Raw genomic sequence first — 21,458 nt, forward strand, 5'->3', positions numbered from 1 at the left:
CCGTGGTCCTGACCGGATTCGAACCGGCGTATCCGCCTTGAGAGGGCGGCGAGTCTGCCTCTGCTCTACAGGACCCTGCTGTCCCGGTCCGTCCGGCCGGACGCAGCCCGGACGACCGGATTCGAACCGGCGTATCCGCCTTGCCAAGGCGGCGAGTCTGCCTCTGCTCTACGCCCGGGTGCGCCACGGGGATCCTAACCACCGCCCACCGGATCGCCCCACCGAATTACGGCAGGGCACCGGACCGGGGCATGGCACCGGACCGGGGCAAGGCGCCGCCCGGACACGGCTGTTCACGGCGTCTGGCGCGGGGCCCCGCGTCGTAGGGGTCAGTTCGGCGTCGTAGGGGTCAGTTCTGGTCCGAGCGCCGGAGGCTGAGCCGTTCCTTCTCGGACAGGCCGCCCCAGACGCCGAAGCGTTCATCGTTGTTCAGCGCGTACTCGAGGCAGGCGGAGCGCATCTCGCACATCCCGCAGATGCGCTTTGCCTCACGCACCGAGCTGCCCGGCTCGGGAAAGAAGAAATCGGCCCCGGTCTGCGCGCACAACGCCTGCTCCTGCCAGGCGGAGTCGGCCGGGGTCATGGTGTCGGTGTGCATGACGAAGATCGTGCCGCGTGACGAAAAACGTTCGATCAACGCGGGATCAACGCCACGTTCCGAGGTGCCAGGCGGCTCGCCGCAAAGTATGAAAACAAAACAAACATAACCGATCACCCAGGGTAATCGCAATGGTCTCTCCCGCCCGCGGCGGGAGTCCCGGCAGCGATTGTCAGTGGGCGGTGCCAGACTCGGCAGTACAGGCAACGGGACCCCTCAAAGGAGGGCACAACATGCTCACCACCCGCTTTGTCACCGGCGCTCCGAACTGGCTCGATGTCGGCACCCCCGACATCGAAGGCGCCTCATCCTTCTATGGCGGCCTCTTCGGCTGGCAGTTCCAGTCGGCAGGGCCCGACGCCGGCGGCTACGGTTTCTTCCAGCTCGCCGGAAAGACCGCCGCGGGCGGTATGCAGACCACCGAGGAGCAGGGCCCGCCCTCCTGGACGGTGTACTTCCAGACCCCCGACGCGCAGGCCACGGCCAAGGCGGCCGAGCAGGCCGGCGGCAGTGTGATCGTCCAGCCCATGGATGTCATGGGCCAGGGCCACATGGCGATTCTCGGGGACGAGGCGGGTGTGCCCTTCGGAATCTGGCAGCCGGCCCTGACCAAGGGCATCGACGTGGCGGGTGACCCGGGTTCGCTGTGCTGGGTCGAGCTGTACACCCCGGACGAGCCGGCGGCCGCCGCGTTCTACAACTCCGTGTTCGGCTGGGAGACCTCGGCCGCCGCGTTCCCCGGGGGCACGTACACCTGTATCAACCCCGCCGGGGCGGAGGAGTCGGACATGTTCGGCGGTGTCGTCCCGCTGGCCGACGACCCGACTGAGGCTCAGTCGGGCGCGTACTGGTTGCCGTACTTCGAGGTCACCGACACGGACGCCGCCGTCAGCAAGGCCCAGGAGCTGGGTGGCACGGTCCGGATGCCCGCCACGGACCTGGAGGGCGTCGGCCGCATGGCGAAGCTCGCCGACCCGTACGGGGCACGCTTCGCGATCATCAAGAGCGCGACGCGGGAGAGCTGAACATACGGGCCGAGTCGGTGGGACCCCTGCGCTTGGGCCCCACCGGCCTCCTCATGACCGGAGCCGCCGGGTCCCCCGTCCGGGGAATGCGCCCTCGGCCCCCGCGCCGAGGGCCCCGCGCCCCCGGCGGCTCCGGCGGCTCCGACGAGCCCGACGAGCCCGACGAGCCCGACCGATATCATCAGTTCCGGGGAGTGCTCCCCGGTACTTTCGGGAGGCGACATGATGAAGGTCGACGTGAACGGGCCCGATCCGGTGCGGCGGCGCGACGCGCGGCGCAACCGTGAGCTGTTGGTCGAGGCGGCTCGCGAGGTGTTCGCCGCGCAGGGCCTGGACGCGCCGCTCGATGTGATCGCACGCCGGGCCGGTGTCGGAAACGCCACGCTCTACCGGCACTTCCCAAGCCGCGCCGCACTGGTCGACGCGGTCTTCCGCGACTCGCTCACGCAGACCATGGACGCAGGAGACCGGGCCCGGACCGCCGAGGACGCCTGGGCGGGTCTGCTGGGATACGTCGAAGAGGTCTTCGAGGGCCTCGCCGCCGACCGCGGCGCCAACGATCTGATGACCACCCACCTGGAGGGCGTCCACTCCCTCGACTCCGTGCACGCCCACAACCGGGAGACGGTGGAGGTGCTCCTGCGCCGCGGCCGTGAACAGGGCACGCTCCGCGACGATCTCACCACCGAGGATCTCCTCGTCGCGCTGGCCGTGCTCGGCCGCGCCGTCCCGGCCCTCACGAGCACGGCCCCGGACGCCTGGCGCCGCCCGCTCGCCCTCCTCCTCGACGGCCTGCGTGCCTCCCCCACCGCCGCCCCGCTGCCCGAGCCGTCGCTCACCGCGCCCCAACTCGGCGCGTTCCTGGGCAACTTGGGACCGCACCGAGACTGACGGAAGCGAACGAAGGCGCGCCAGGGCGGGCGGACCACGGGGAGCAACGGTCCTACGCGGAAAGCCGCCGTACCAACGTCGTCGGCAGCACCACACCGGCGGGGACACCGTCCGCCCCCTGCTTGCCCGCCCGGCGATCGAGGTCCCGCAGCAGCAGTCTGGCCATCAACCGGCCCATCTCCTCTATGTCCTGACGGACCGTCGTGAGCGGTGGGTCCGTCTGTTCGGCGACGGGCAGCATGTCGTCGAAGCCGATCACGGCGACGTCGTCCGGCACCCGCCGCCCCCGCTCGCGCAGCACCCGAAGGGCTCCCGAGGCCGTCAGATCGTTCGCCGCGAACACCGCGTCGACGTCCGGGCAGCGCTCCAGCAGCTCCCGCATCGCACGCTCGCCGCCCGCAGGCGTGAAGTCGCCCTCGACGACGAGCCGCGGATCGGCGTCGCCCATGACGTCCCGGAAGCCGTCGAGCCGGTCGACCGCGGACGTCTGGTCGAGGGCGCCGGTGATGTGCGCGATACGCGTGCGGCCGAGTCCGACGAGATGGCGTACGGCCTCGCGGGCGCCGCCCCGGTTGTCGCTGTCGACGTAGACGGCCCGCCTCGCGCCGTCGCCCCAGCCGGGTCGCCCGCCGAACACGGTCGGCACGCCCGCGCCGTGGATCAGCTCCGGCAACGGATCGTCGAGGTGCAGCGAGAAGACGAGCGCGCCGTCGACATGGCCGCCGGCGAGATAGCGGCCGACGCGCGCGTGGTCGTCGCGGCCCTCGGTGAGCAGCAGGACGAGCTGCGAGTCGTGCGCGGTCAGCTCCTTGCTGATGCCGCGGAGCTGGAGGGCGAAGAAGGGGTCGGCGAAGACCCTGGTCTCCGGTTCGGCGATGACGACGGCGACGGCGTCGTGGCGCCTGGTGACCAGGCTTCGGGCGGCCTGGTTGGGGACGTAGCCGAGCTCCTCGACGGCCCGCCTGACCCGCTCGACGAGCGGTTCGCGCACTCCGTCGCCGCCGTTGACGACGCGCGAGGCGGTGGCCCGTGAGACCCCGGCCCGCGCGGCCACGGCCTCCAGCGTGGGGCGCGACGCTGTCTCGGTCACCTCAGGGCTCCTCCTCGGCGGTTGCCAAGAAGGATAGCCCCGGGCGGCACGCGTTGAGAGCGCTCCCCTACCGACGTCCACCGCGGCACTGCGGAACTGCCGACCGACGTCCACCGCGCCGCCGAGGGACTGCCGACTTGATCCGCCGGACAGACCCTAGGCCCTGTCGTCCTCGCGCTTGGCTCGGCTCGGTTGTACCCGTTTGGGCTCGTCCGGCATCTTTGGGTATTCGGGGGGATATGGCAGGTCCCCGAGACCGTGGTCGTGTTCGTCGCGGTCGGCCAGCTCCAGGAGCGCTTCGAGGGAGAAGGCGTGGTCGTCCATGTCGGCGTGCACATCACCGAGTTCGGCGAAGCGTTTGGGCATGGTCGCCAGGTCGAAGTCCTGGGGATGCGCTTCGCCCACCTCGTCCCAGCGCAGGGGCGCGGAGACGGGGGCGTGCGGGCGGGGCCGTACCGAATAGGCGGAGGCGATCGTGCGGTCCCGCGCGGTCTGGTTGTAGTCGACGAAGATCTTCTCGCCGCGTTCCTCCTTCCACCAGGCGGTGGTCACCTGCTCAGGCATCCGGCGTTCGAGTTCGCGCCCGGCGGCGATCGCGGCCCGGCGGACCTGGGTGAAGGTCCAGCGCGGCGCGATCGGGACGAAGACGTGCAGCCCGCGACCACCGGAGGTCTTGGGCCAGCCGCGCAGATCGCCGTACTCGTGCAGGACCTCGCGCAGCTCATGGGCTGCGCGCACGGCGTCGTCGTAGTCCGTGCCGGGCTGTGGGTCGAGGTCGATGCGGAGTTCGTCGGGGTGGTCGACGTCGTCGCGGCGCACCGGCCACGGGTGGAAGGTGAGGGTGCCGTACTGCGCGGCCCACACCACGGCCGCGACCTCGGTGGGGCACATCTCGTCGGCGGTGCGCCGGCTGGGGAAGGTGATGTGCGCGGTCGGGATCCAGTCGGGCATGTTCTTGGGCGCCCGCTTCTGGAAGAAACTCTCGCCCGTGACGCCCTCCGGGTACCGCTCTAGGGTGGTGGGGCGGTTGCGCAGGGCGCGCAGGATGCCCTCGCCGACGGACAGGTAGTACTGGGCGAGGTCCAGCTTCGTGAAGCCGCGCTCCGGAAAGAAGATCTTGCCCGGGCTGGACAGACGTACGGTCCTCCCGGCTGCGTCGAGTTCCACCGCATCGGCCATGCGAGCCACGGTAGGCGCAGCGCGCACGCCTCGCACACCGGGCGAAAGGCATCGTGTCGCCGCAGAATCGAAGCATGGATCTGCCGGTGATGCCGCCCGTGAAGCCGATGCTTGCCAAGTCCGTGGCGAAGATCCCGCCGGATATGCAGTACGAGGCGAAGTGGGACGGGTTCCGTGCGATCGTGTTCCGCGACGGCGCCGAGGTCGAGCTCGGCAGTCGTACCGGCAAGACGCTGACCAGGTACTTCCCCGAGCTGGTGGCGGCGTTGCGGGAGCGGCTTCCGGAGCGCTGTGTGATGGACGGCGAGATCGTGATCGCCAGGGAGGGCCGGCTCGACTTCGACGCGCTCACCGAGCGCATCCATCCCGCGGACTCCCGGGTACGGATGCTGGCGGAGAGGACTCCCGCCTCCTTCGTGGCCTTCGATCTGCTGGCGCTGGCCGACGAGTCGCTGCTGGACGTGCCGCTCGGCGACCGGCGGGCCCTGCTGACGATGGCGCTGTCGGGGGTGACGGCCCCGGTTCACGTGGCACCGGCGACCACGGACCGCGAGGTGGCGGAGCGGTGGTTCGAGCAGTACGAGGGCGCGGGCCTCGACGGGGTCATCGCCAAGCCGCTCAACCTGCGCTACCGGCAGGACGAGCGGGCCATGTTCAAGATCAAGCACGAGCGCACCGCGGACGTCGTCGTCGCGGGGTACCGCCTCCACAAGAGCGGGCCCGTCGTCGGTTCCCTGCTGCTCGGTCTGTACGACGACGGGGGCACCCTCCAACACGTGGGAGTGAGCGCCGCCTTCCCGATGAAACAGCGGGCACAGCTGGTGGAGGAGCTGGAGCCGCTGCGCATGGAGGACGTCGAGCGGCATCCCTGGGCGGCCTGGTCGCAGGAGTCGGCGCACGAGTCCGCGCGGCTGCCGGGCGCGCCCAGCCGGTGGTCGACGAAGAAGGACTTCTCCTGGGTGCCGCTGCGGCCCGAACGGGTGGCGGAGGTGGCGTACGACCACATGGAGAACGGCGTGCGGTTCCGTCACACGGCCCGCTTCCGCCGCTGGCGCCCGGACCGGACCGCGGAGAGCTGCACGTACAGCCAGTTGGACGAGCCCGTCGGGTACGACCTCGCGGAGATCCTCGGCCCGCAGAACTGACTCCGTCACCCGCACAACCGACCCGCGTTCCGATCGGTCCAATAAGTGGGCTGATCGGCCCAACTCGGCGCGCGCGAACAGAAGTGAGCGGGTATGGCCACCGATGAACCTATGAGCGCACAATCCATGGCACGGGACAGGGTGGCACGTTGAGCATGCGACAGATGGCGCGGACGCGGTGCGGCGCGATGACGGCGGCGCTGCTGACCGTCGCCGCGGTCGGCTCTTTGATGACGGGCTGCTCCTCGGGCAGTAGCGCCACCGACGACGGACGCGCCCCGGGACCGAACCGCAGCCAAGGGCAGGAGACGGGTCCGACCCAGAGCCCGTCGAGTACCGCCAGTGCCGGTCCCGTACTCGCCGTGAAGATCGACAATGTGGGTGCGGCGCGCCCTCAGACGGGTCTCGACGCGGCGGACGTCGTCTACGCGGAGCAGGTCGAGGGCGGTCTGAGCCGGCTGATGGCCATCTACGCGAGCAAGCTGCCCAAGACCGTCGGGCCGGTGCGCAGTGCGCGCGAGTCGGACCTGGAGCTGCTGCGCCAGTTCCACATGCCGACGCTCGCCTTCTCGGGTGCCCAGCACAAGCTGCTGCCGGTCATCGCCAAGGCGCCCCTGCACGCGGTGTCGGCCGACCAGGGCTCCAGCGCGTACTACCGCAGTGCCTCCAAGGTCGCCCCCCACAACCTCTTTCTGCACCCGGAGCAGCTCATGCGCTCCGCGCCGGGGGCCGCCGCCCTCACCACAGGGTTCCACTTCGGTGCCGCCCCGGCGGGCGGGAGCCCGGAGACCTCCCGCACGGTGCGCTTCCCCGCGGCCCGCTTCACCTTCGCCTGGTCGGCGAGCAAGCACCGCTGGCTGGTGTCGATGGACGGGACGCCGACGGTGACGACGGACGGGACGCGGGTGGCGCCCGCGACCGTCGTCGTGCAGTACGTGAAGGTGCGCGACTCCAAGTACCACGACGTCCTCGGCAACAACACGCCGTACACGGAGACGGTGGGCTCGGGCACGGCGAAAGTGCTGCGCGACGGCAAGGTCTTCGACGCCGACTGGAAGCGCCCGACCGCCGGCGACGGCACGGACTTCACGACCACCGACGGTGCGCCGATGAACTTCGCGAAGGGGCAGGTGTGGGTGGTCTTCGCCAAGGCATGACGACGAAGCCGTGACCGCGGTGGGCGACGGGACTTGTGGGGCTCATCGGGCTATCAGGCTCATCGGACCCATCGGACGATGGCGGCCTACCCGATGACCACCACTCGTGCCCACGCGGGCGGTGAGTCCGGTGTGTAGTCGGGATCGTCCTCGTCCCCCGACCCGGCCGCCGACGCCCGGGGGAACAGACCCACCACCGTCCGGCACGGTGGCCGGTCCGGCCACGGCGTCTGCCCGTCCGTCAGGACCACGACGACGTCCGGTCGGGGCTGCGCCCGGAGCGCCTTGGCGAAGCCCGTGCGCAGGTCCGTACCCCCGCCGCCCACCAGTGGTATTCCCTCGGCACGGCACAGCGGGTGCGCGATCGGGGCCGCCGCGTCGCAGGGCACCACGGTGACCAGGTCGCGGCGGCCGCCCACGGCGCGGGAGATGGCGGTGACCTCGAGGAGCGCGCTGCCCAGTTCGGCGTCACTGACCGACCCGGAGGTGTCGATGACCACGCAGACCCGCGGCGGCCTGCGCCGCAGGCTCGGCAGCACGGCGCCGGGCACCCCGGCCGAGCGCCGCGACGGCCGGCCGTACGTGTAGTCCTCCCCCACGCCGGAGGCCGAGGCCGCCGAGCGGACCGCCGCGCCCAGCAACTCGCGCCAGGGCTGCGGCGGGTGGAACGCTTCGTCCGCCCACCGCCGCCACCCGTTCGGGGTGTCTCCCGGACGGGCGGTGATGCCCTGCGCCACCCGGAACCGGACCGCGTCCTGTTCCTGCGGGCTGAGGCCGTGCGCGCCGTCCGGGCCGAGGTCCCACTCCCGTTCGAGTCCGTCGGCGCCGCTTCCGCAGTCCAGCCAGGCCAGGCTCTGGGTGAGCGCCCCGAGGTGGAACTGGCGCAGGTAGTCCTCCATGAGTTGTCCCTCGGGCAGCTTCAAGAACCCTGGCGTGACGACGCCTTCGGGCCGGAGCAGTCCGTCGCCGAACGCGTCGTCGTTGATCTCGCAGTCCGCGGCGATGTTCATCCGCAGCCGTTCCCCCGGGCCGGTCAGTCCGCGCTCTCGCGCGACCCTGTCCCCGCGCCCGTGATGGTCGCGCAGGAGGTGCGACACCTCGTGCACCCATACCCCGGCCAGTTCCTCCACCGGGGTCCGGTCCACGAACGCCGGCGAGACGTAGCAGCGCCAGTGCCGGTCGACGGCCATCGTCGGTACGCGCCGCGACTCCACCGTGTGCAGGGCGAACAGCGCCGTGGCCAGGTAGGGCCGGACCCGGGCGGCGTGCAGCCGGGCGGCGAAGAGCTTGTCGAGGTCCAGTGTCCCCGGTGCGGCCGCGGGCGCCGTCATCGGCCGGCCTTCGCGGCGGCCGCGGTCCGGACCGCCGCCCGGTCCGCCCGTCGGGACAGGGACACCGCTCCGGCAAGCCGCTCGATCGCTGCCGGAACGTCCCAGTCCTCCTGGCGCAGCGAGGCGAGTGTGGTCGCGGGGACGACCACGAGGTCCGGGGCTCCGGTCTCCAGCGCCCGCACCAGAAGCGCCCATGCCGCGTCCCAACGGGACTTCTCCGGACGCCCACGGACCGCGGCCACCACACCGTCGAGCACGGCTTGGCGGAGATCCCCCCGCTCGGGCAGGTCGGCACCCGCCGGGTCGGCGAGCAGCGTCTCGGGGTCCGGGAGGTCCATCCGGTCCAGGCTGGCCAGCAGTTCCAGCCCCGGACCGTCCCCCACTGTGCCCCTGACCAGCAGGGAAAGCACTTCCCGGGAGGAGCCGGCCGCGGTGGCGAAGGCGATGAGGCCCAGGGTCATCTCCCAGCTTCGGGGCGACGGCCAAGGGCCGCCCCGGCGCGTCTCGTTGCTGGGCAGCCGGTGCACGAGCCCAGGCCGGGCGGAGAGGAGCCCGCACACCGCGCGGCGGGCGAAGTCCACGGCCTCCGGCAACCGCTCCGGGTCGAGCCGGGGCAGTGTCGCCCGCGGCCACGTCCCACCGAGGCCGCGTACCACGACCTCGTGGTCGTGGGTCCACTGAAGATGCACGAACCGGTTGGCCAGCGGCGGACTCAGCTCCCAGCCGTCGGCAGCCGAGGACCGCGGATTGGCGGCAGCCACGATCCGGACCTCGGGCGGCAGTTGCAGGGCGCCGATCCGCCGCTCCAGGACGAGACGGAGCAGGGCGGCCTGGACGGCCGGTGGCGCGGTGGACAGCTCGTCCAGGAACAGCAGCCCTCGGCCCGCCCGTACCAGTCGCACGGCCCAGTCCGGCGGGGCCATCGGGACACCCTGCTGCGCGGGATCGTCTCCGACGATGGGCAGTCCGGAGAAGTCGGACGGTTCGTGCACGCTGGCGATCACGGTGGTCAGCGGAAGGTCCAGGGCCGCGGCGAGCTGTGTCAGTGCCGCGGTCTTGCCGATCCCCGGCTCACCCCACAGGAGCACGGGCAGATCGGCGGCCACGGCCAGCGTCAGTGCCTCCAGCTGGATGTCGGGGCGCGGTTCGGTGCCGGCGTCACGCAGCAGGGCCAGCAACGCGCCGGCGACGTCCATCTGAGAGGCGGGGGCCGGGTCGGACGGAGTGCCGGTCACAACGAACGGTGTACATGTGGGCATATTTCATCACCTTTGGGTCGTGGTGGAACAGGCGGGTGGGTGCTTGGCGGGTGGCCGGTCGATGCTCGGCGGCCGGGTCGGCCCAGGAGGGGGCGGAGGTCCCTGGGTCAGCGAGAGGTCGTGTGGCGCGGGTGCGCTCGGTGCCCGCGAGGGCGGTCGGGGCCGGGGAGCAGGCGGCCGGATCCGGGGCCGGGGCCGGTCATGCCCGCCCTGAACAGGCCGTACGTGATCCGCCGTAGCGCGGCCGCCTCGAGCTCGTCCCGTAGAGGGCCGCTGCGCAGCACCGCGTCCGGGCCCAGCAGGCCCTCGACGACGTCCAGCGCACCGGCGGTGTCGCCATGGATCAGCCGTTCGCGGACACCGGTGAGACAGTCCGGACGACGGTGCGCCTCGTCGATGGCCCGCAGGCAGGGCAGCGGCGTCCCGGTCAGAGCGACCAGCAGTTCCTCCCGGCGGATCTCGGCCGGGTCGTGGTCCAGCGGCGCCAGCACCCCGTCGACCAGGCCGATACGGTGCCGGGCTCCCCGGCACTCCACCAGACGCGGCTGCCCGGCCCGGTCCGATGCCCGGGAGGAGGCCGTCGGCGAATGATCCGGTACCAGTGCCGAGGCGACCAGCGGATGCAGCCGACCGACCTCGATCGAACCGGTGCGGATCAGTTCCAGATCGGGCAGCAGCCAGGTGGCCGCGTCGGGCAGGACGGGCAGCGCGGAGACGTTGCCGTCCCTGGGCGCCGCCGCGATCCGCACAGCCGGCGGTCCGACGCCGTCCCTGTCCGCGACCACGTCCAGGACCAGCCGGTCCCGCGCCCCGAGCCGCACGGTGACGGTACCGGCCGTCCGCCCCTCGGCGTGGAGCAGAATCCTCGCCTCGGCCGCCCACCGATCCACGGCACACCCGCGCCCCCGCGGCACGAACCCCAGCGGATCCGGGTTCTCGGGGCGGCCGTCGGCGGGCCGCCGGTCTGCCCCGGACCGTGTCCGCAGTTCATCGGTCCTGCGCGCGTCCCACAGATGGCGGTGCAGGTCGAGACGGAACCGGCGGCTGGGATGGGGGTGCGGATGCCGGCGGACACCGGCCTCGAAGTGGGATCGGCCGTGAGATCCGTCGTGCGGTCCGTCGCAGGGTCCTTCGCGGGGTCCGTCGCGAGGTCCGTCGCGGGATCCGTCGCGGGGTCCGTCGCGGGGTCCGTCGTGCGGTGCGGCCCACAGGGCGAGGCTGATCCGCTGGCCGCCGTCCGCCCAGGCCGGCGGAGTGCGGACCACGAGGTGCACCGGACCTACGCCGTCACGGCCTTGGGCGTCGTACCGAGCCAGGGCGATGGTCAGCCCCGGACGCAGCAACCCGTGCGGAGCGATCCTCGGCATGTGCCAGCGCAGCAGGTCAGGAGCCAGATGGCGGAGATCGGCACGGACCCGAGCGGCGAGGTCGTGGCCGTGAGTACGCGCCACGGAACGCAGGTTGAGATCGACATCGATGCCTGCGGCGGCGCACGCCCCCGCCCAGTCCCCGGCACGGCGGCGGGCGGTCGCAGTCTCGATCATGGCGGGCGGCACGGCGAACTCTCGCACGGGCAGCCAGAAGGAAAGGCGGGAATCCCCATTCGCGGTCTGAGTGAGCATCAGCACTCACCTTGCGCGGATGGGACCCCCATTCTGCCGACAGAGTGAGTCATCATCGCGGGGAGCCTAGCGCTCCTGACCGTGATCTGTCAGATGTTTTCGCCTGGCACCTCCTGGTGAGGGAACGCCTAGCGTTTCCCAGTGAGGGGCTCCGTCGGGTTGCGCAGCCCCTCCGCGGCGTCCGAGACACGCTGGATGAGGTCGAAGAAGACGGTCTGCTCCTCGGCGGAGAGCGGGGCCAGGAAGACCTGGTTCATACGCGCCGTACGCACGGTCAGCTTGCGGTGTGTACGCGTCCCCTCGTCGGTGAGGCGCAGCAGGAAGCGCCGGCCGTCCTGCGGATCGCGCACCTTGTCGAGCAGGCCCCGGCGGCTGAGCCGGCTGATGACCTCGGCGATGGTCGACCGGTCCAGGCCCACCCGCTCCCCCACCGTGCGCTGATCCAGTCCCGGCTCCGCGACCAGCGCGTTCAGGACAGCGAACTGCGGCGAGGTGATCTCCTCGGAGACCATCGTGTTCCACAGCAGATAGTGGGCCTGCTGGAGTCGCCGGGCGAGGTGCCCGGGGTGGGTGGTGAGGTCCACCGCGGCCATGTGCGCTCCCCCTGGGTGAGTCCGTCATTTCATTGGTGCACTGAACGATACCGTGCATCACCCGGATGCGTACCAGCGTGTTCATGGCCGTCCACCCGCCGATCTCCTGGAGGTCTTGACGGCTCGGGCCGCTGATGGCAGCGTGAGTGAAACCTCGCAGAAATAATCAGTGCCCTGAGTAATTGAGGGTCTGGACGCTTGGAAGAGATGGGGCTTCACGGATGGACAAGGTGGTCGCCACAGCCCTGGAGGCGGTGGCCGATGTGCCGGAAGGCGCGACCCTCGCGGTCGGCGGTTTCGGGCTGAGCGGTGTGCCGAACGTACTGATCGAGGCGCTGTACGAGCGCGGGGTCGGCGGCCTGGGCGTGGTCTCCAACAACTGCGGGGCGATGGAGTCCGGGCTCGCGGTACTGCTGTCCGCCGGGCGGATCGCGCGGGTGACCGGCTCCTACATCGGGGCGAACAAGGAGTTCGCGCGGCAGTATCTGGCGGGTGAGCTGGAGGTGGAGATGATCCCGCAGGGCACGCTCGCGGAGCGATTGCGGGCGGGCGGTGCGGGGATCCCGGCCTTCTACACCCCGGCCGGGGTCGGCACCCAGGTCGCGGACGGCGGCCTGCCCTGGCGCTACGACGGCTCCGGCGGCGTGGCGCTGGCGTCGCCGCCGAAGGAGGTGCGCGAGTTCGACGGCACCGAGTACGTGCTGGAGCGCGGCATCCGCACCGATTTCGCGCTGGTCCGGGCGGCGAAGGGCGACCGGCACGGCAACCTCGTCTTCAGCAGGTCCACCCGGAACTTCAACCCCCTCGCGGCGATGGCGGGCAGGGTGACGATCGCCGAGGTGGAGGAGCTGGTCGAGCCCGGCGCGATCGACCCGGACGCCGTGCATCTGCCGGGGATCTTCGTGCAGCGGGTCGTCGCGCTGACTCCGGAGCAGGCCGCCGCGAAGATGATCGAGAAGAGGACGGTGAGCGGCTGATGGCGTGGACACGCGAGGAGATGGCGGCCCGTGCGGCACGCGAACTCCAGGACGGCCAGTACGTCAATCTCGGCATCGGACTGCCGACGCTGATCCCCAACCACCTCCCGGCCGGCGTCGAGGTGATCCTCGAGTCGGAGAACGGAATCCTCGGCACCGGCCCCTACCCCACCGAGGACCAGGTCGACCCGGACCTCATCAACGCCGGCAAGGAGACCGTGACGGTCCTGCCGGGCGCCTCCTTCTTCGACTCGGCGCTGTCGTTCTCGATGATCCGGGGCGGGCACATCGACGTGGCCGTGCTCGGCGCGATGCAGGTGTCCGCGGGCGGCGATCTGGCGAACTGGGCCGTCCCGGGGAAGATGATCACCGGGATCGGCGGCGCGATGGACCTGGTCCACGGTGCCCGCACCGTCATCGTCGTCATGACCCACACCGCCAAGGACGGCACCGCGAAGATCCTTCAGGAGTGCGCGCTGCCGCTCACCGGCAAGGCGTGCGTCAACCGGATCATCACCGACCTCGGCGTCCTCGATGTCACCGACGAGGGCCTGGTGCTCATCGAGACCGCGCCCGGCGTCACGGCCGGAGAGATCATCGCCAAAACCGACGCCGAGCTGACCGTCGCGGAGGGCCTGCAGTGAAAACCGTGTACATCGTCGACGCCGTACGCACCCCCATCGGCCGCTACAACGGCGCCCTGGCGAGCGTGCGCCCGGACGACCTCGCCGCCCACGCCATCCGGGAACTCCTGGCGCGCACCCCGGACCTGGACCCCGCCCGGATCGAGGACGTCTACCTCGGCAACGCCAACGGCGCCGGTGAGGAGAACCGCAACGTCGCCCGCATGGCCGCGCTGCTCGCGGGCCTGCCCACCTCGGTACCGGGTGTGACGGTCAACCGGCTGTGCGCCTCCGGTCTGGAGGCGGTCATTCAGGCGGCCCGGGCCATCGCGGTCGGAGACGCCTCCATCGCCGTGGCCGGTGGTGTGGAGTCGATGACCCGCGCTCCGTACGTCCTGCCCAAGAGTGACCGGCCCTTCCCCGCCGGACACACCGAGCTGTACTCCACCACCCTCGGCTGGCGCATGGTCAACCCGAAGATGGACCCCCAGTGGACCATCCCCCTCGGCGAGTCCGCCGAACTCATCGCAGACAAACACAAGATCGGCCGCGAGCAGCAGGACGAATACGCCCTGGGCAGCCACCGCAAGGCAGCGAAGGCCCAGCAGGAGGGCCTGTTCGACCGCGAGATCACCCCCGTGCCGATCCCCCAGCGCAAGGGCGACCCGGTCGTCTTCACCGCCGATGAATCCGTCCGCCCCGACGCCTCCCCCACCGCCATGGCCAGGCTCAAGCCGTCCTTCCGCACCAGCGACGGCACGGTCACCGCGGGCAACGCCTCCCCCCTCAACGACGGCGCCGCCGCCCTCCTCCTGACCGACGAGGAAGGGCTGAAGGCCACCGGCCGTGAGCCCCTCGCCCGCATCAGTGCGAGCGGCGTGTCCGCGACCGACCCCCAGTACTTCGGACTCGCCCCCGTCGAGGCAGTCACCCGCGCCCTGGCCAAAGCCGGCAAGACCTTCGCGGACCTGTCCGTCCTCGAACTGAACGAGGCCTTCGCCGCCCAGGTCCTCGGCTGCCTCGCCGAATGGCCCGAGTTCGACCCCGCGATCCTCAACCCCCAGGGCGGCGCGATCGCCCTCGGCCACCCCCTGGGCGCATCCGGCGCCCGCCTCGCCGGCACCGTCGCCCACCAGCTCGCCCGTCAGGGCACCGGCACCGGCGTCGCCACCCTCTGCATCGGCGTCGGCCAGGGCCTCGCCCTCGTCCTCGAACGATAGGAAGTCGACCATGGCCCTCACCCAGTCGGACATCGACGTCGAGATCAAGGATCTCCAGGACGCGTACGACAAGGCGGTCGCCGGCGGAGCGCCGGTTCGAAACCACCCGTCGCGCGACTACCCCCCGTACCGCAGCTCCCTGCTGCGCCACCCCAAGCAGCCGCTGGTCGCCGTCGACGGCGGCGACCCGGAGACGGTCGAGCTGTCGGGTCCGGTGTTCGGCGTCACCGACATCACCGAGCACGACAGCGACCTGACCATCCAGCACCGGGGCGAGCCGATCGGCGAGCGCATGACCGTCTCGGGCCGGCTGCTCGACCGCGACGGGCGTCCCGTGCGCGGTCAGCTCATCGAGATCTGGCAGGCCAACGCCGCCGGTCGTTACGCCCATCTGCGCGAGCAGCACCCGGCGCCACTGGACCCCAACTTCACCGGTGTCGGGCGTACTCTGACGGATGATCAGGGCCGGTACAGGTTCACCACGATCAAGCCGGGCCCCTACCCGTGGGGCAACCACACGAACGCGTGGCGGCCCGCACACATCCATTTCTCGGTCTTCGGTACGGCGTTCACCCAGCGGCTGATCACCCAGATGTACTTCCCGAGCGACCCGCTGTTCCGTTACGACCCGATCCTGCAGTCCGTGACGGACCAGGCGGCGCGCGACCGTCTGATCGCCGCCTACCGGCACGATCTCTCCCAGCCCGAGTTCTCCATGGGCTACGAGTGGGACATCGTCCTCGACGGTCCCTCCGCCACCTGGATCGAGGAAGGTCGTTGACCATGACCGAGCGGTTGCTCCCCACCCCGTCCCACACCATCGGCCCCTTCTACGGCTACGCGCTGCCCTTTCCCGGCGGCGGTCAGGTCGCGCCGCAGGGCCACCCCGAGGCGATCACCCTGCACGGGTACGTGCTCGACGGCGCGGGCAAGGTGATCCCGGACGCCCTCCTGGACTTCTGGCAGGCGGCGCCCGACGGCTCCCTCAAGGGTGCCCCCGGCTCGATGCGCCGCGACCCGTCGACGGGCGGCTTCCTCGGCCGCAGTGGCGTCGACTTCACGGGCTTCGGCCGGGTCGCCACGGACGCCGACGGTCAGTACGCGCTGCACACCCTGCCGCCGGGCAATGCCGGACTTCCGTACATCAGCGTGTGTGTGTTCGCGCGCGGTCTGGTGCACCACCTCTTCACCCGCGCGTACCTCGCCGACGGCGCCGACCCGCTGCTCGACTCGCTCCCGGCCGACCGGCGCGCCACGCTGATCGCGGCCGAGGGCGCGAACCGGACGTACCGTTTCGACATCCGCCTTCAGGGCGAAGGCGAAACGGTCTTCCTGGAGTTCCAGTGACAGCTGCCGGCCCGGTCCGTTCCGAGTCCGATGGCGACGCCGACGCCGGGCTGCTCGCCCCCGGGTGGGCGGGCTCCCCCGCGGCGTCCGTGACCACGGACGGCGCGTTTCTGGGGGCGCTCCTCGACGCGGAGGCGGCGCTGGCCCGCGCTCAGGCGGGGCTGGGGCTCGCGCCGGACGCGGCGGCGTCGGCGGTGTCCGCCGTGGCCGTGGCGGACCTCGATGTCAGGTCGATCGCGCTGCGCGCCCGAGGCGGCGGCAATCCGGTGATTCCGCTGGTGGCGGATCTGACGGCGGCGGTCGGCAAGGAGTACGGTCCCTACGTCCACCGGGGCGCGACCAGCCAGGACATCCTGGACACGGCGCTGATGCTGGTCGCCCGTCGCACGCTGGACCTGGTCCTGGCGGATCTGGAGCGGACGGCGCGGGCCCTGGGCCGACTCGCCGCCGCGCACCGGGACACGGTGATGCCGGGGCGGACCCTCACTCAACACGCCGTACCGACGACCTTCGGGCTGAAGGCGGCGGGGTGGCGGTCGCTGGTGCTGGACGCGCGGGACCGGCTCGCGGTTCTCCGGCTTCCCGTCCAACTGGGCGGGGCCGCAGGGACGTTGGCCGCCTTCGCGGCGTTCGGCGCCGTGGATCCGGGCGCGCTCGTGACGGCGTACGCCGGTGAACTCGGCCTCGCGGAACCGGCGTTGCCCTGGCACACCCTGCGGACTCCGATCGCTGACCTGGCCGGCGGCCTGGCCTTCACGGCCGGGGCCCTCGGCAAGATGGCGGCCGATGTGCTCACCCTCTCCCGCACGGAGATCGCCGAGGTCTCGGAGGGGAGCGGTGGCGGGTCGTCCGCGATGCCGCACAAGGCCAACCCGGTGGCGGCCACCGTGATCGCCGCCGCCGCGCGGCGCGCGCCGGGACTCGCCGCCACGCTCTTCGGGTCGATGGTCGCCGAGGACGAGCGGCCGGCCGGTGCCTGGCACGCCGAGTGGGAGCCGTTGCGCGAACTGCTGAGGCTGGTCGGAGGCGCCGCCCACAACGCCGTCGAGCTGGTCGAAGGGCTCCGGGTGAACGCGGACGCCATGCGCGAACACCTCGGTCTCACCCATGGGTTGATCGTCTCGGAACGCCTGGCCGTCGAACTCGCCCCGGTGCTGGGGCGGGCCCGCGCCAAGGAGCTGCTGACCCGGGCCGCCGAACGGGCCGTCGCCGAGCGGCGGCCCCTCGTGGACGTACTCGGTGAGGAGGCGGAGCTCAAGGAGCTCGACCTCGTGGAACTCACCGACCCCACCCGCTACACGGGCTCCGCGGGAGCCCTCACCGACCGTGCTCTGGAGCGAACGTGACCCGCAAGCTGCTCAACCACCTCGCCGAGGGCCCCGAGACCGCTCCCCCCTTGCTCCTCGGGCCCTCGCTGGGCACGTCCTACGCCCTGTGGGACGAAGTCGCGCCCGAGCTGTCCGCCACCCACCGGGTGGTGCGCTGGGATCTGCCGGGACACGGGGGGTCGGCGCCGGACCTGATCGGGCCGGGAGCCACCGTCGGGGACCTCGCCGCCCTGGTCCTCGACCTCGCCGACTCGCTCGGCGTCGACCGCTTCGCCTACGCGGGCGTCTCGCTCGGCGGCGCGGTCGGTCTGCACCTCGCCGTCCACCACCCGGAGCGTGTGTCGTCCCTCGCCGTCCTCTGCTCCTCGGCGCACTTCAACGGCTCCAAGCCGTGGGAGGAGCGTGCGGAGCTGGTACGCCGGGAGGGGCTGGCCGCGCTCGCCGAGAACGCGAACTCCCGTTGGTTCACACCCGGTTTCACCGTGCCGCGGTTGATCGAGGACCACCGCGACGCGGACCCGGAGGCGTACGCCGCCTGCTGTGACGCGCTCGCCGCCTTCGACCTGCGCGACCGGCTCCCCGAGATCTCCGCGCCCACCCTGCTGATCGCGGGCCGCCAGGACCCGGCGACGCCGCCCGCCCATCTGCGGGAGATCGCGGACGCGGTGGCGAGCGCCACGCTCCTCGAGCTCCCTGGAGCCTCGCACCTGGCGCCCGCGCAGTGTCCGACGGCGGTGCTCACGGCGCTGCGGGCCCACTTCGACGGGGGCGCCAAACGGGGCATGGACGTGCGGCGTGAGGTGCTGGGCGACGCCCATGTGGACCGGGCGCAGGCCCGGCAGACCCCCTTCACCGCCCGCTTCCAGGACTTCATCTCGCGCTACGCCTGGGGCGAGATCTGGACCGATCCGACGCTCTCGCGCCGCGAACGCAGCATGATCACCCTGACCGCGCTGGTCGCGCACGGTCACTACGACGAGCTGGCCATGCACGTCCGGGCGGCGCGCCGCAACGGGCTGACCCCGGAGGAGATCGGCGCCGTACTGCTGCAGACGGCCGTGTACTGCGGTGTCCCGGCGGCGAACTCGGCGTTCGCGACGGCTCAGCGGGTGCTCGCCGAGGAGGAGGGCGACGACGGCGCCGCAGGCTGAGCCTGCCCGTCCGCCGCGGACACCTCGTCCTCGCACACGGCCTGGCGACTACCTCAGCCCTCTCCCCGTCGCCAGGACCTCCTCCGCCCTCGCCGCCAGCCCGTCCGCCCCGCACGAGCGCGCCAGCGTCAGGCCCTTGCCCAGCTCCGAGACCGAGCGCGCCGCGATGCCGTACTCGACGCGGGCCGCCGCGTGTTCGTACTGGCAGGGCGAGGCCTCCAGGTAGGTGACCGCCTGGGCGGCCAGGCGTACCGCGCGCTGGCCCGATTCGAGGGCCGCCGCGCAGCGCAGTGCCTCGCCGATCGCGGTGTCCGTGCCGAAGCGCTCGGCCTGGCGGCGGGCGTCGGTGGCCAGTGCGCCGGCGCGGGCCGGGTCGTCCGAGGCGAGCGCGCGGGCGAGGTCGAGCGCCCAGGGCGCCATCACCGTGTTGTGGTGGCCGCGCGCGGCGGCGGCCTTCTCGGCGGCCTCGAGTTCGTTGATGCCGTCCTTGACGCGGCCGACGGCGAGCAGCAGCCGGCCGCGTACGGACCGGGTGTCGGGCAGCACGATGGTGGACGGGTACGGGGGTGCGAAGCCGTACTGCTCGGCGATCGCCCAGGCCTCCTGGACGTCGCCGCGGGCGAGCAGCGTGTCGACGAGGCCGCAGGTGGCGGACCAGTACAGGGGCAGCCCTCGCCCGACCCGCTCGGCGATGCGCAGCGACTCGCGCAGGGTGGTCTCGGCGTCCCTGAGGCGGCCCCGCCTGCGGTGGGCGAGACCGAGGAAGGCGTGTGCCAGGGCGAGGTGGCCGCCGCTCCATCCGGCGCTCGTGTAGGAGCGCAGCGCCTCGGAGAAGAGGCTCTCGGCCCGGTCGAGCCGGTCCGCGTAGGCGTACGAACTGCCCAGCATCATGAGGAGTTCGATGCCCCACTCGGTGTCGGTCCAGCCGAGTCCGGGCGCGAGGCGGCCGTTGACGAGAGCGCGGTCGCAGAGTTCCACGACCTCCTCCGCGCTCTCGCCACGGGTCATCGCGTCGAAGCCGCGCAGTATCAGCAGGGCGCGCTCGGAGTTGTCGCGTCCCGTGCAGGTCTTGACGAGATCGGCGAGGCTTCGGGAGCGTCCCGGAACGTGGTCCTCACCCGCGTGGATGCCCTCCCACATGTAGTGGACGGCCTGAAGCCGCATCCGGGCGGGGCCCGGGTCGAGCCGGGCGGCCTCCGTGTCGACCGTGCGGACGGCCTCGTCCAGCTGGTCGTTGTGGACCAGGGCCTGGGAGAGGCGGAAGACGGCGTTCACCCGCAGATCGCCGTCGAGGCCGGACTGGTCGAGCGCGGTGCGCAGATGGCGGATCGTGGTGGCGGGAGCGGTCAGGAGGGTGGCGCAGCCCAGTTCGTAGAGCACACCCGCGTGGACCTCCGGAAGCGGGGGTTCCGCCAGGGCGCGCTCCAGACAGCGCCTGGCCGCGTCGGGCGCGCCGACGGCGAGGTGTTCGCGGGCGGCCTCGCGCATCTGCTCGACGAGTTCGGGGTCGTCGTCCGGGTGTACTTCGAGGAGGTGGCGGGAGGCGGCAGCGGCGCCGCGGCCCGATTCATTGACCGCCCAGGCGGCCTGGCCGTGCATCGCGGTGCGCAGCGCGTCGGGGATCGAGCGGTAGACGGCGCTGGCGATGAGGGGGTGTACGAACTCCAGTTCGCCGCCGGTCAGTTCGCGGCTCGCGGGTTCGGTCGCGGCGAGGATACGGGCCGCGCCGAGCAGTTCGGCGCAGCGCACGGCCTCGTCGCGCTGCATCCCGGCGAGCTGGGCGGCGAGGTCGAGGGAGATCCCGGTGCCGAGGATCGCGGCCGCCCAGGCGAAGCGGGTGGCGTCGATGCCGAGCCCTTCGAGGCGGGCGACGAGTCCGCGGCCGCGTGCCGAGCGGTTCAGGGCGCGCAGTTCGGCGGCCGAGGCCTCGACCGGTTCCAGCTCGCTGTCCTGCACCTTGGCGAGCAGTTCGACGGTCTCGTACGGGTTGCCGCCGGTGACTGCCCACACTTCGCGGCAGAACGGGGCGTCCGCGTGCTCGCCGACCGTGGCGCGGGTCAGCCCCGCGGTGGCCTCGGGGGTCAGCGCGCTGAGCGTGCGGACCGGGCGGGCCGCGGCGGCGACGGCCTCCAGCTGGCGGACCCGCTCACCGCTGACGTCACCCGGCCTGCGGGCGACCACGACGAGGACGGGCAGGTCGTCGAGGCGCTCGGCGAACGCGACCAGCCACTGCAGGGTCTCCTGGTCGGCCCAGTGCGAGTCGTCGACGATCAGGACGAGGGGCCACTCGCGCTTGGCCAGCCGCCGCACCGCGACGACCAGTCCGTCGCACACGCCCTGCGGGTCGGCCTGGCGCTCGCCGGGTTCGGCGATGCCGAGCGCGGGTCCGGCGATGTCGTACCAGTCGCCCAGGTATTCGCGGGCCTCTTCGGGCATCAGCGAGACGATGGCGGGCTGGAGGAGTTGCCGTATGACGTTGAAGGGAACGGAGGTGACGGTCTCGCCGCCGCGGGCCGACCACACCGTGCAGCCGTGGGCCTCCGCGATCCGGCGTGCCTCGGCGAGCAGCGCGGTCTTGCCGATGCCCGCCTCACCGCTGAACACCAGCAGGCTGCCGGAGGACGCGGCGTCGGCGCGCAGGGCCCTGACGGCCTCCACGACGTCGGCGATCTCCGCCTCGCGCTCCCACAGGGAGGACGAGGAGGCCGGTTCCGGCCATGCCTCCGTCATGCCGCTACCTCCGCAGGTCGCCCGTACGACGTACAGACATTGAGCCTAGCCGTCCGGAAGCCGATGTGGAGGCGGGTCGGGGCACCTGTTGCCGAGACGGGTGACAAGAGGTGTCCGCAGGCGACGCGGTGGGGCGCCGACCAGCCGTGGTGAAAGTCATCGACAGTCAAAAGCCCCGAAAATGACGCTTAC

Annotated in this window: 19 protein-coding genes and 2 tRNA genes; 11 read left to right on the forward strand and 10 right to left on the reverse strand. The window is 71.9% G+C overall.

Annotated features, from left to right (window positions below; all coding sequences use genetic code 11):
• Positions 1-3: 3 nt before the first annotated feature.
• From ACFVWD_RS07670 to ACFVWD_RS07680, 3 genes are all read right to left on the reverse strand, one after another.
• Positions 4-75: transfer RNA gene (locus ACFVWD_RS07670), tRNA-Glu, on the reverse strand.
• 31 nt (positions 76-106) lie between these two features.
• Positions 107-178 (reverse strand) — tRNA-Ala (locus ACFVWD_RS07675).
• A gap of 171 nt (positions 179-349) precedes the next feature.
• Positions 350-598 (reverse strand): WhiB family transcriptional regulator, encoded by a 249-nt coding sequence (locus ACFVWD_RS07680; protein WP_179436804.1) that lies wholly within the window; start codon positions 596-598, stop codon positions 350-352.
• Positions 599-831: 233 nt separating this feature from the next.
• On the opposite strand from ACFVWD_RS07680, the gene ACFVWD_RS07685 reads away from it, so the two are divergent.
• Together ACFVWD_RS07685 and ACFVWD_RS07690 are read left to right on the forward strand one after the other, a co-directional pair.
• A complete protein-coding gene (locus ACFVWD_RS07685) occupies positions 832-1,623 on the forward strand; it encodes a VOC family protein (RefSeq protein ID WP_389594421.1) in 792 nt (263 codons plus the stop codon).
• Positions 1,624-1,845: 222 nt separating this feature from the next.
• The gene (locus ACFVWD_RS07690) at positions 1,846-2,514 is read left to right on the forward strand and encodes a TetR/AcrR family transcriptional regulator (protein WP_389594422.1); all 669 of its coding nucleotides are present in this window, start codon (positions 1,846-1,848) and stop codon (positions 2,512-2,514) included.
• A 52-nt stretch (positions 2,515-2,566) separates the two neighbouring features.
• Here ACFVWD_RS07690 and ACFVWD_RS07695 read toward each other — a convergent pair whose 3' ends face one another.
• On the reverse strand, positions 2,567-3,604 hold the full coding sequence (locus ACFVWD_RS07695) for a LacI family DNA-binding transcriptional regulator (protein ID WP_389594423.1): 1,038 nt from the start codon (positions 3,602-3,604) through the stop codon (positions 2,567-2,569).
• A gap of 156 nt (positions 3,605-3,760) precedes the next feature.
• Entirely contained in the window at positions 3,761-4,783 is a 1,023-nt protein-coding gene (ligD, locus tag ACFVWD_RS07700) for a non-homologous end-joining DNA ligase (protein WP_389594424.1), read from the reverse strand.
• Between the two features lie 74 nt (positions 4,784-4,857).
• Here ligD and ACFVWD_RS07705 point away from each other — a divergent pair, with 74 nt between their 5' ends.
• Positions 4,858-5,928 (forward strand): ATP-dependent DNA ligase, encoded by a 1,071-nt coding sequence (locus ACFVWD_RS07705; protein WP_385380970.1) that lies wholly within the window; start codon positions 4,858-4,860, stop codon positions 5,926-5,928.
• 155 nt (positions 5,929-6,083) lie between these two features.
• The gene (locus ACFVWD_RS07710; RefSeq protein ID WP_389594541.1) at positions 6,084-7,085 is read left to right on the forward strand and encodes a DUF3048 domain-containing protein; all 1,002 of its coding nucleotides are present in this window, start codon (positions 6,084-6,086) and stop codon (positions 7,083-7,085) included.
• Between the two features lie 86 nt (positions 7,086-7,171).
• Here the strand turns inward: ACFVWD_RS07710 and ACFVWD_RS07715 are convergent, their stop codons facing one another.
• From ACFVWD_RS07715 to ACFVWD_RS07730, 4 genes are all read right to left on the reverse strand, one after another.
• Complete coding sequence (locus tag ACFVWD_RS07715; protein WP_389594425.1) at positions 7,172-8,416, reverse strand: VWA-like domain-containing protein; 1,245 nt, start codon at positions 8,414-8,416, stop codon at positions 7,172-7,174.
• A complete protein-coding gene (locus ACFVWD_RS07720) occupies positions 8,413-9,675 on the reverse strand; it encodes an AAA family ATPase (RefSeq protein WP_389594426.1) in 1,263 nt (420 codons plus the stop codon). The genes ACFVWD_RS07715 and ACFVWD_RS07720 overlap by 4 nt, the downstream gene beginning before the upstream one ends.
• A 107-nt stretch (positions 9,676-9,782) precedes the next feature.
• Complete coding sequence (locus ACFVWD_RS07725) at positions 9,783-11,297, reverse strand: hypothetical protein (protein WP_389594427.1); 1,515 nt, start codon at positions 11,295-11,297, stop codon at positions 9,783-9,785.
• Between the two features lie 128 nt (positions 11,298-11,425).
• Entirely contained in the window at positions 11,426-11,890 is a 465-nt protein-coding gene (locus ACFVWD_RS07730) for a MarR family winged helix-turn-helix transcriptional regulator (RefSeq protein ID WP_389594428.1), read from the reverse strand.
• A gap of 221 nt (positions 11,891-12,111) precedes the next feature.
• Here ACFVWD_RS07730 and ACFVWD_RS07735 point away from each other — a divergent pair, with 221 nt between their 5' ends.
• Genes ACFVWD_RS07735 through pcaD form a run of 7 tightly spaced genes read left to right on the forward strand, consistent with a single transcriptional unit; the run spans position 12,112 to position 18,536 of the window.
• Positions 12,112-12,867 carry a CoA transferase subunit A gene (locus ACFVWD_RS07735; protein WP_389594429.1) on the forward strand — a complete coding sequence of 252 codons (756 nt, stop codon included), beginning with the start codon at positions 12,112-12,114 and terminating at the stop codon, positions 12,865-12,867.
• Positions 12,867-13,511: a CoA transferase subunit B gene (locus ACFVWD_RS07740; RefSeq protein ID WP_389594430.1), complete on the forward strand. Its 645-nt coding sequence runs from the start codon at positions 12,867-12,869 to the stop codon at positions 13,509-13,511. Before ACFVWD_RS07735 ends, ACFVWD_RS07740 begins: the two co-directional genes overlap by 1 nt.
• Positions 13,508-14,710 carry a thiolase family protein gene (locus ACFVWD_RS07745; protein WP_389594431.1) on the forward strand — a complete coding sequence of 401 codons (1,203 nt, stop codon included), beginning with the start codon at positions 13,508-13,510 and terminating at the stop codon, positions 14,708-14,710. The genes ACFVWD_RS07740 and ACFVWD_RS07745 overlap by 4 nt, the downstream gene beginning before the upstream one ends.
• Positions 14,711-14,720: 10 nt before the next feature.
• Entirely contained in the window at positions 14,721-15,491 is a 771-nt protein-coding gene (gene pcaH / locus ACFVWD_RS07750; protein ID WP_389594432.1) for a protocatechuate 3,4-dioxygenase subunit beta, read from the forward strand.
• Between the two features lie 2 nt (positions 15,492-15,493).
• Positions 15,494-16,057, forward strand: a complete 564-nt coding sequence (gene pcaG, locus ACFVWD_RS07755; RefSeq protein WP_385380990.1) for a protocatechuate 3,4-dioxygenase subunit alpha — start codon at positions 15,494-15,496, stop codon at positions 16,055-16,057.
• Complete coding sequence (pcaB, locus tag ACFVWD_RS07760; protein ID WP_389594433.1) at positions 16,054-17,403, forward strand: 3-carboxy-cis,cis-muconate cycloisomerase; 1,350 nt, start codon at positions 16,054-16,056, stop codon at positions 17,401-17,403. The genes pcaG and pcaB overlap by 4 nt, the downstream gene beginning before the upstream one ends.
• Positions 17,400-18,536 carry a 3-oxoadipate enol-lactonase gene (pcaD, locus tag ACFVWD_RS07765; protein WP_389594434.1) on the forward strand — a complete coding sequence of 379 codons (1,137 nt, stop codon included), beginning with the start codon at positions 17,400-17,402 and terminating at the stop codon, positions 18,534-18,536. The genes pcaB and pcaD overlap by 4 nt, the downstream gene beginning before the upstream one ends.
• Positions 18,537-18,584: 48 nt before the next feature.
• Here pcaD and ACFVWD_RS07770 read toward each other — a convergent pair whose 3' ends face one another.
• Positions 18,585-21,266 (reverse strand): ATP-binding protein, encoded by a 2,682-nt coding sequence (locus ACFVWD_RS07770; RefSeq protein ID WP_389594435.1) that lies wholly within the window; start codon positions 21,264-21,266, stop codon positions 18,585-18,587.
• Positions 21,267-21,458: the final 192 nt, after the last annotated feature.

The organism is Streptomyces sp. NPDC058086, assembly GCF_042885015.1.
Taxonomy (GTDB): Bacteria; Actinomycetota; Actinomycetes; order Streptomycetales; family Streptomycetaceae; genus Streptomyces.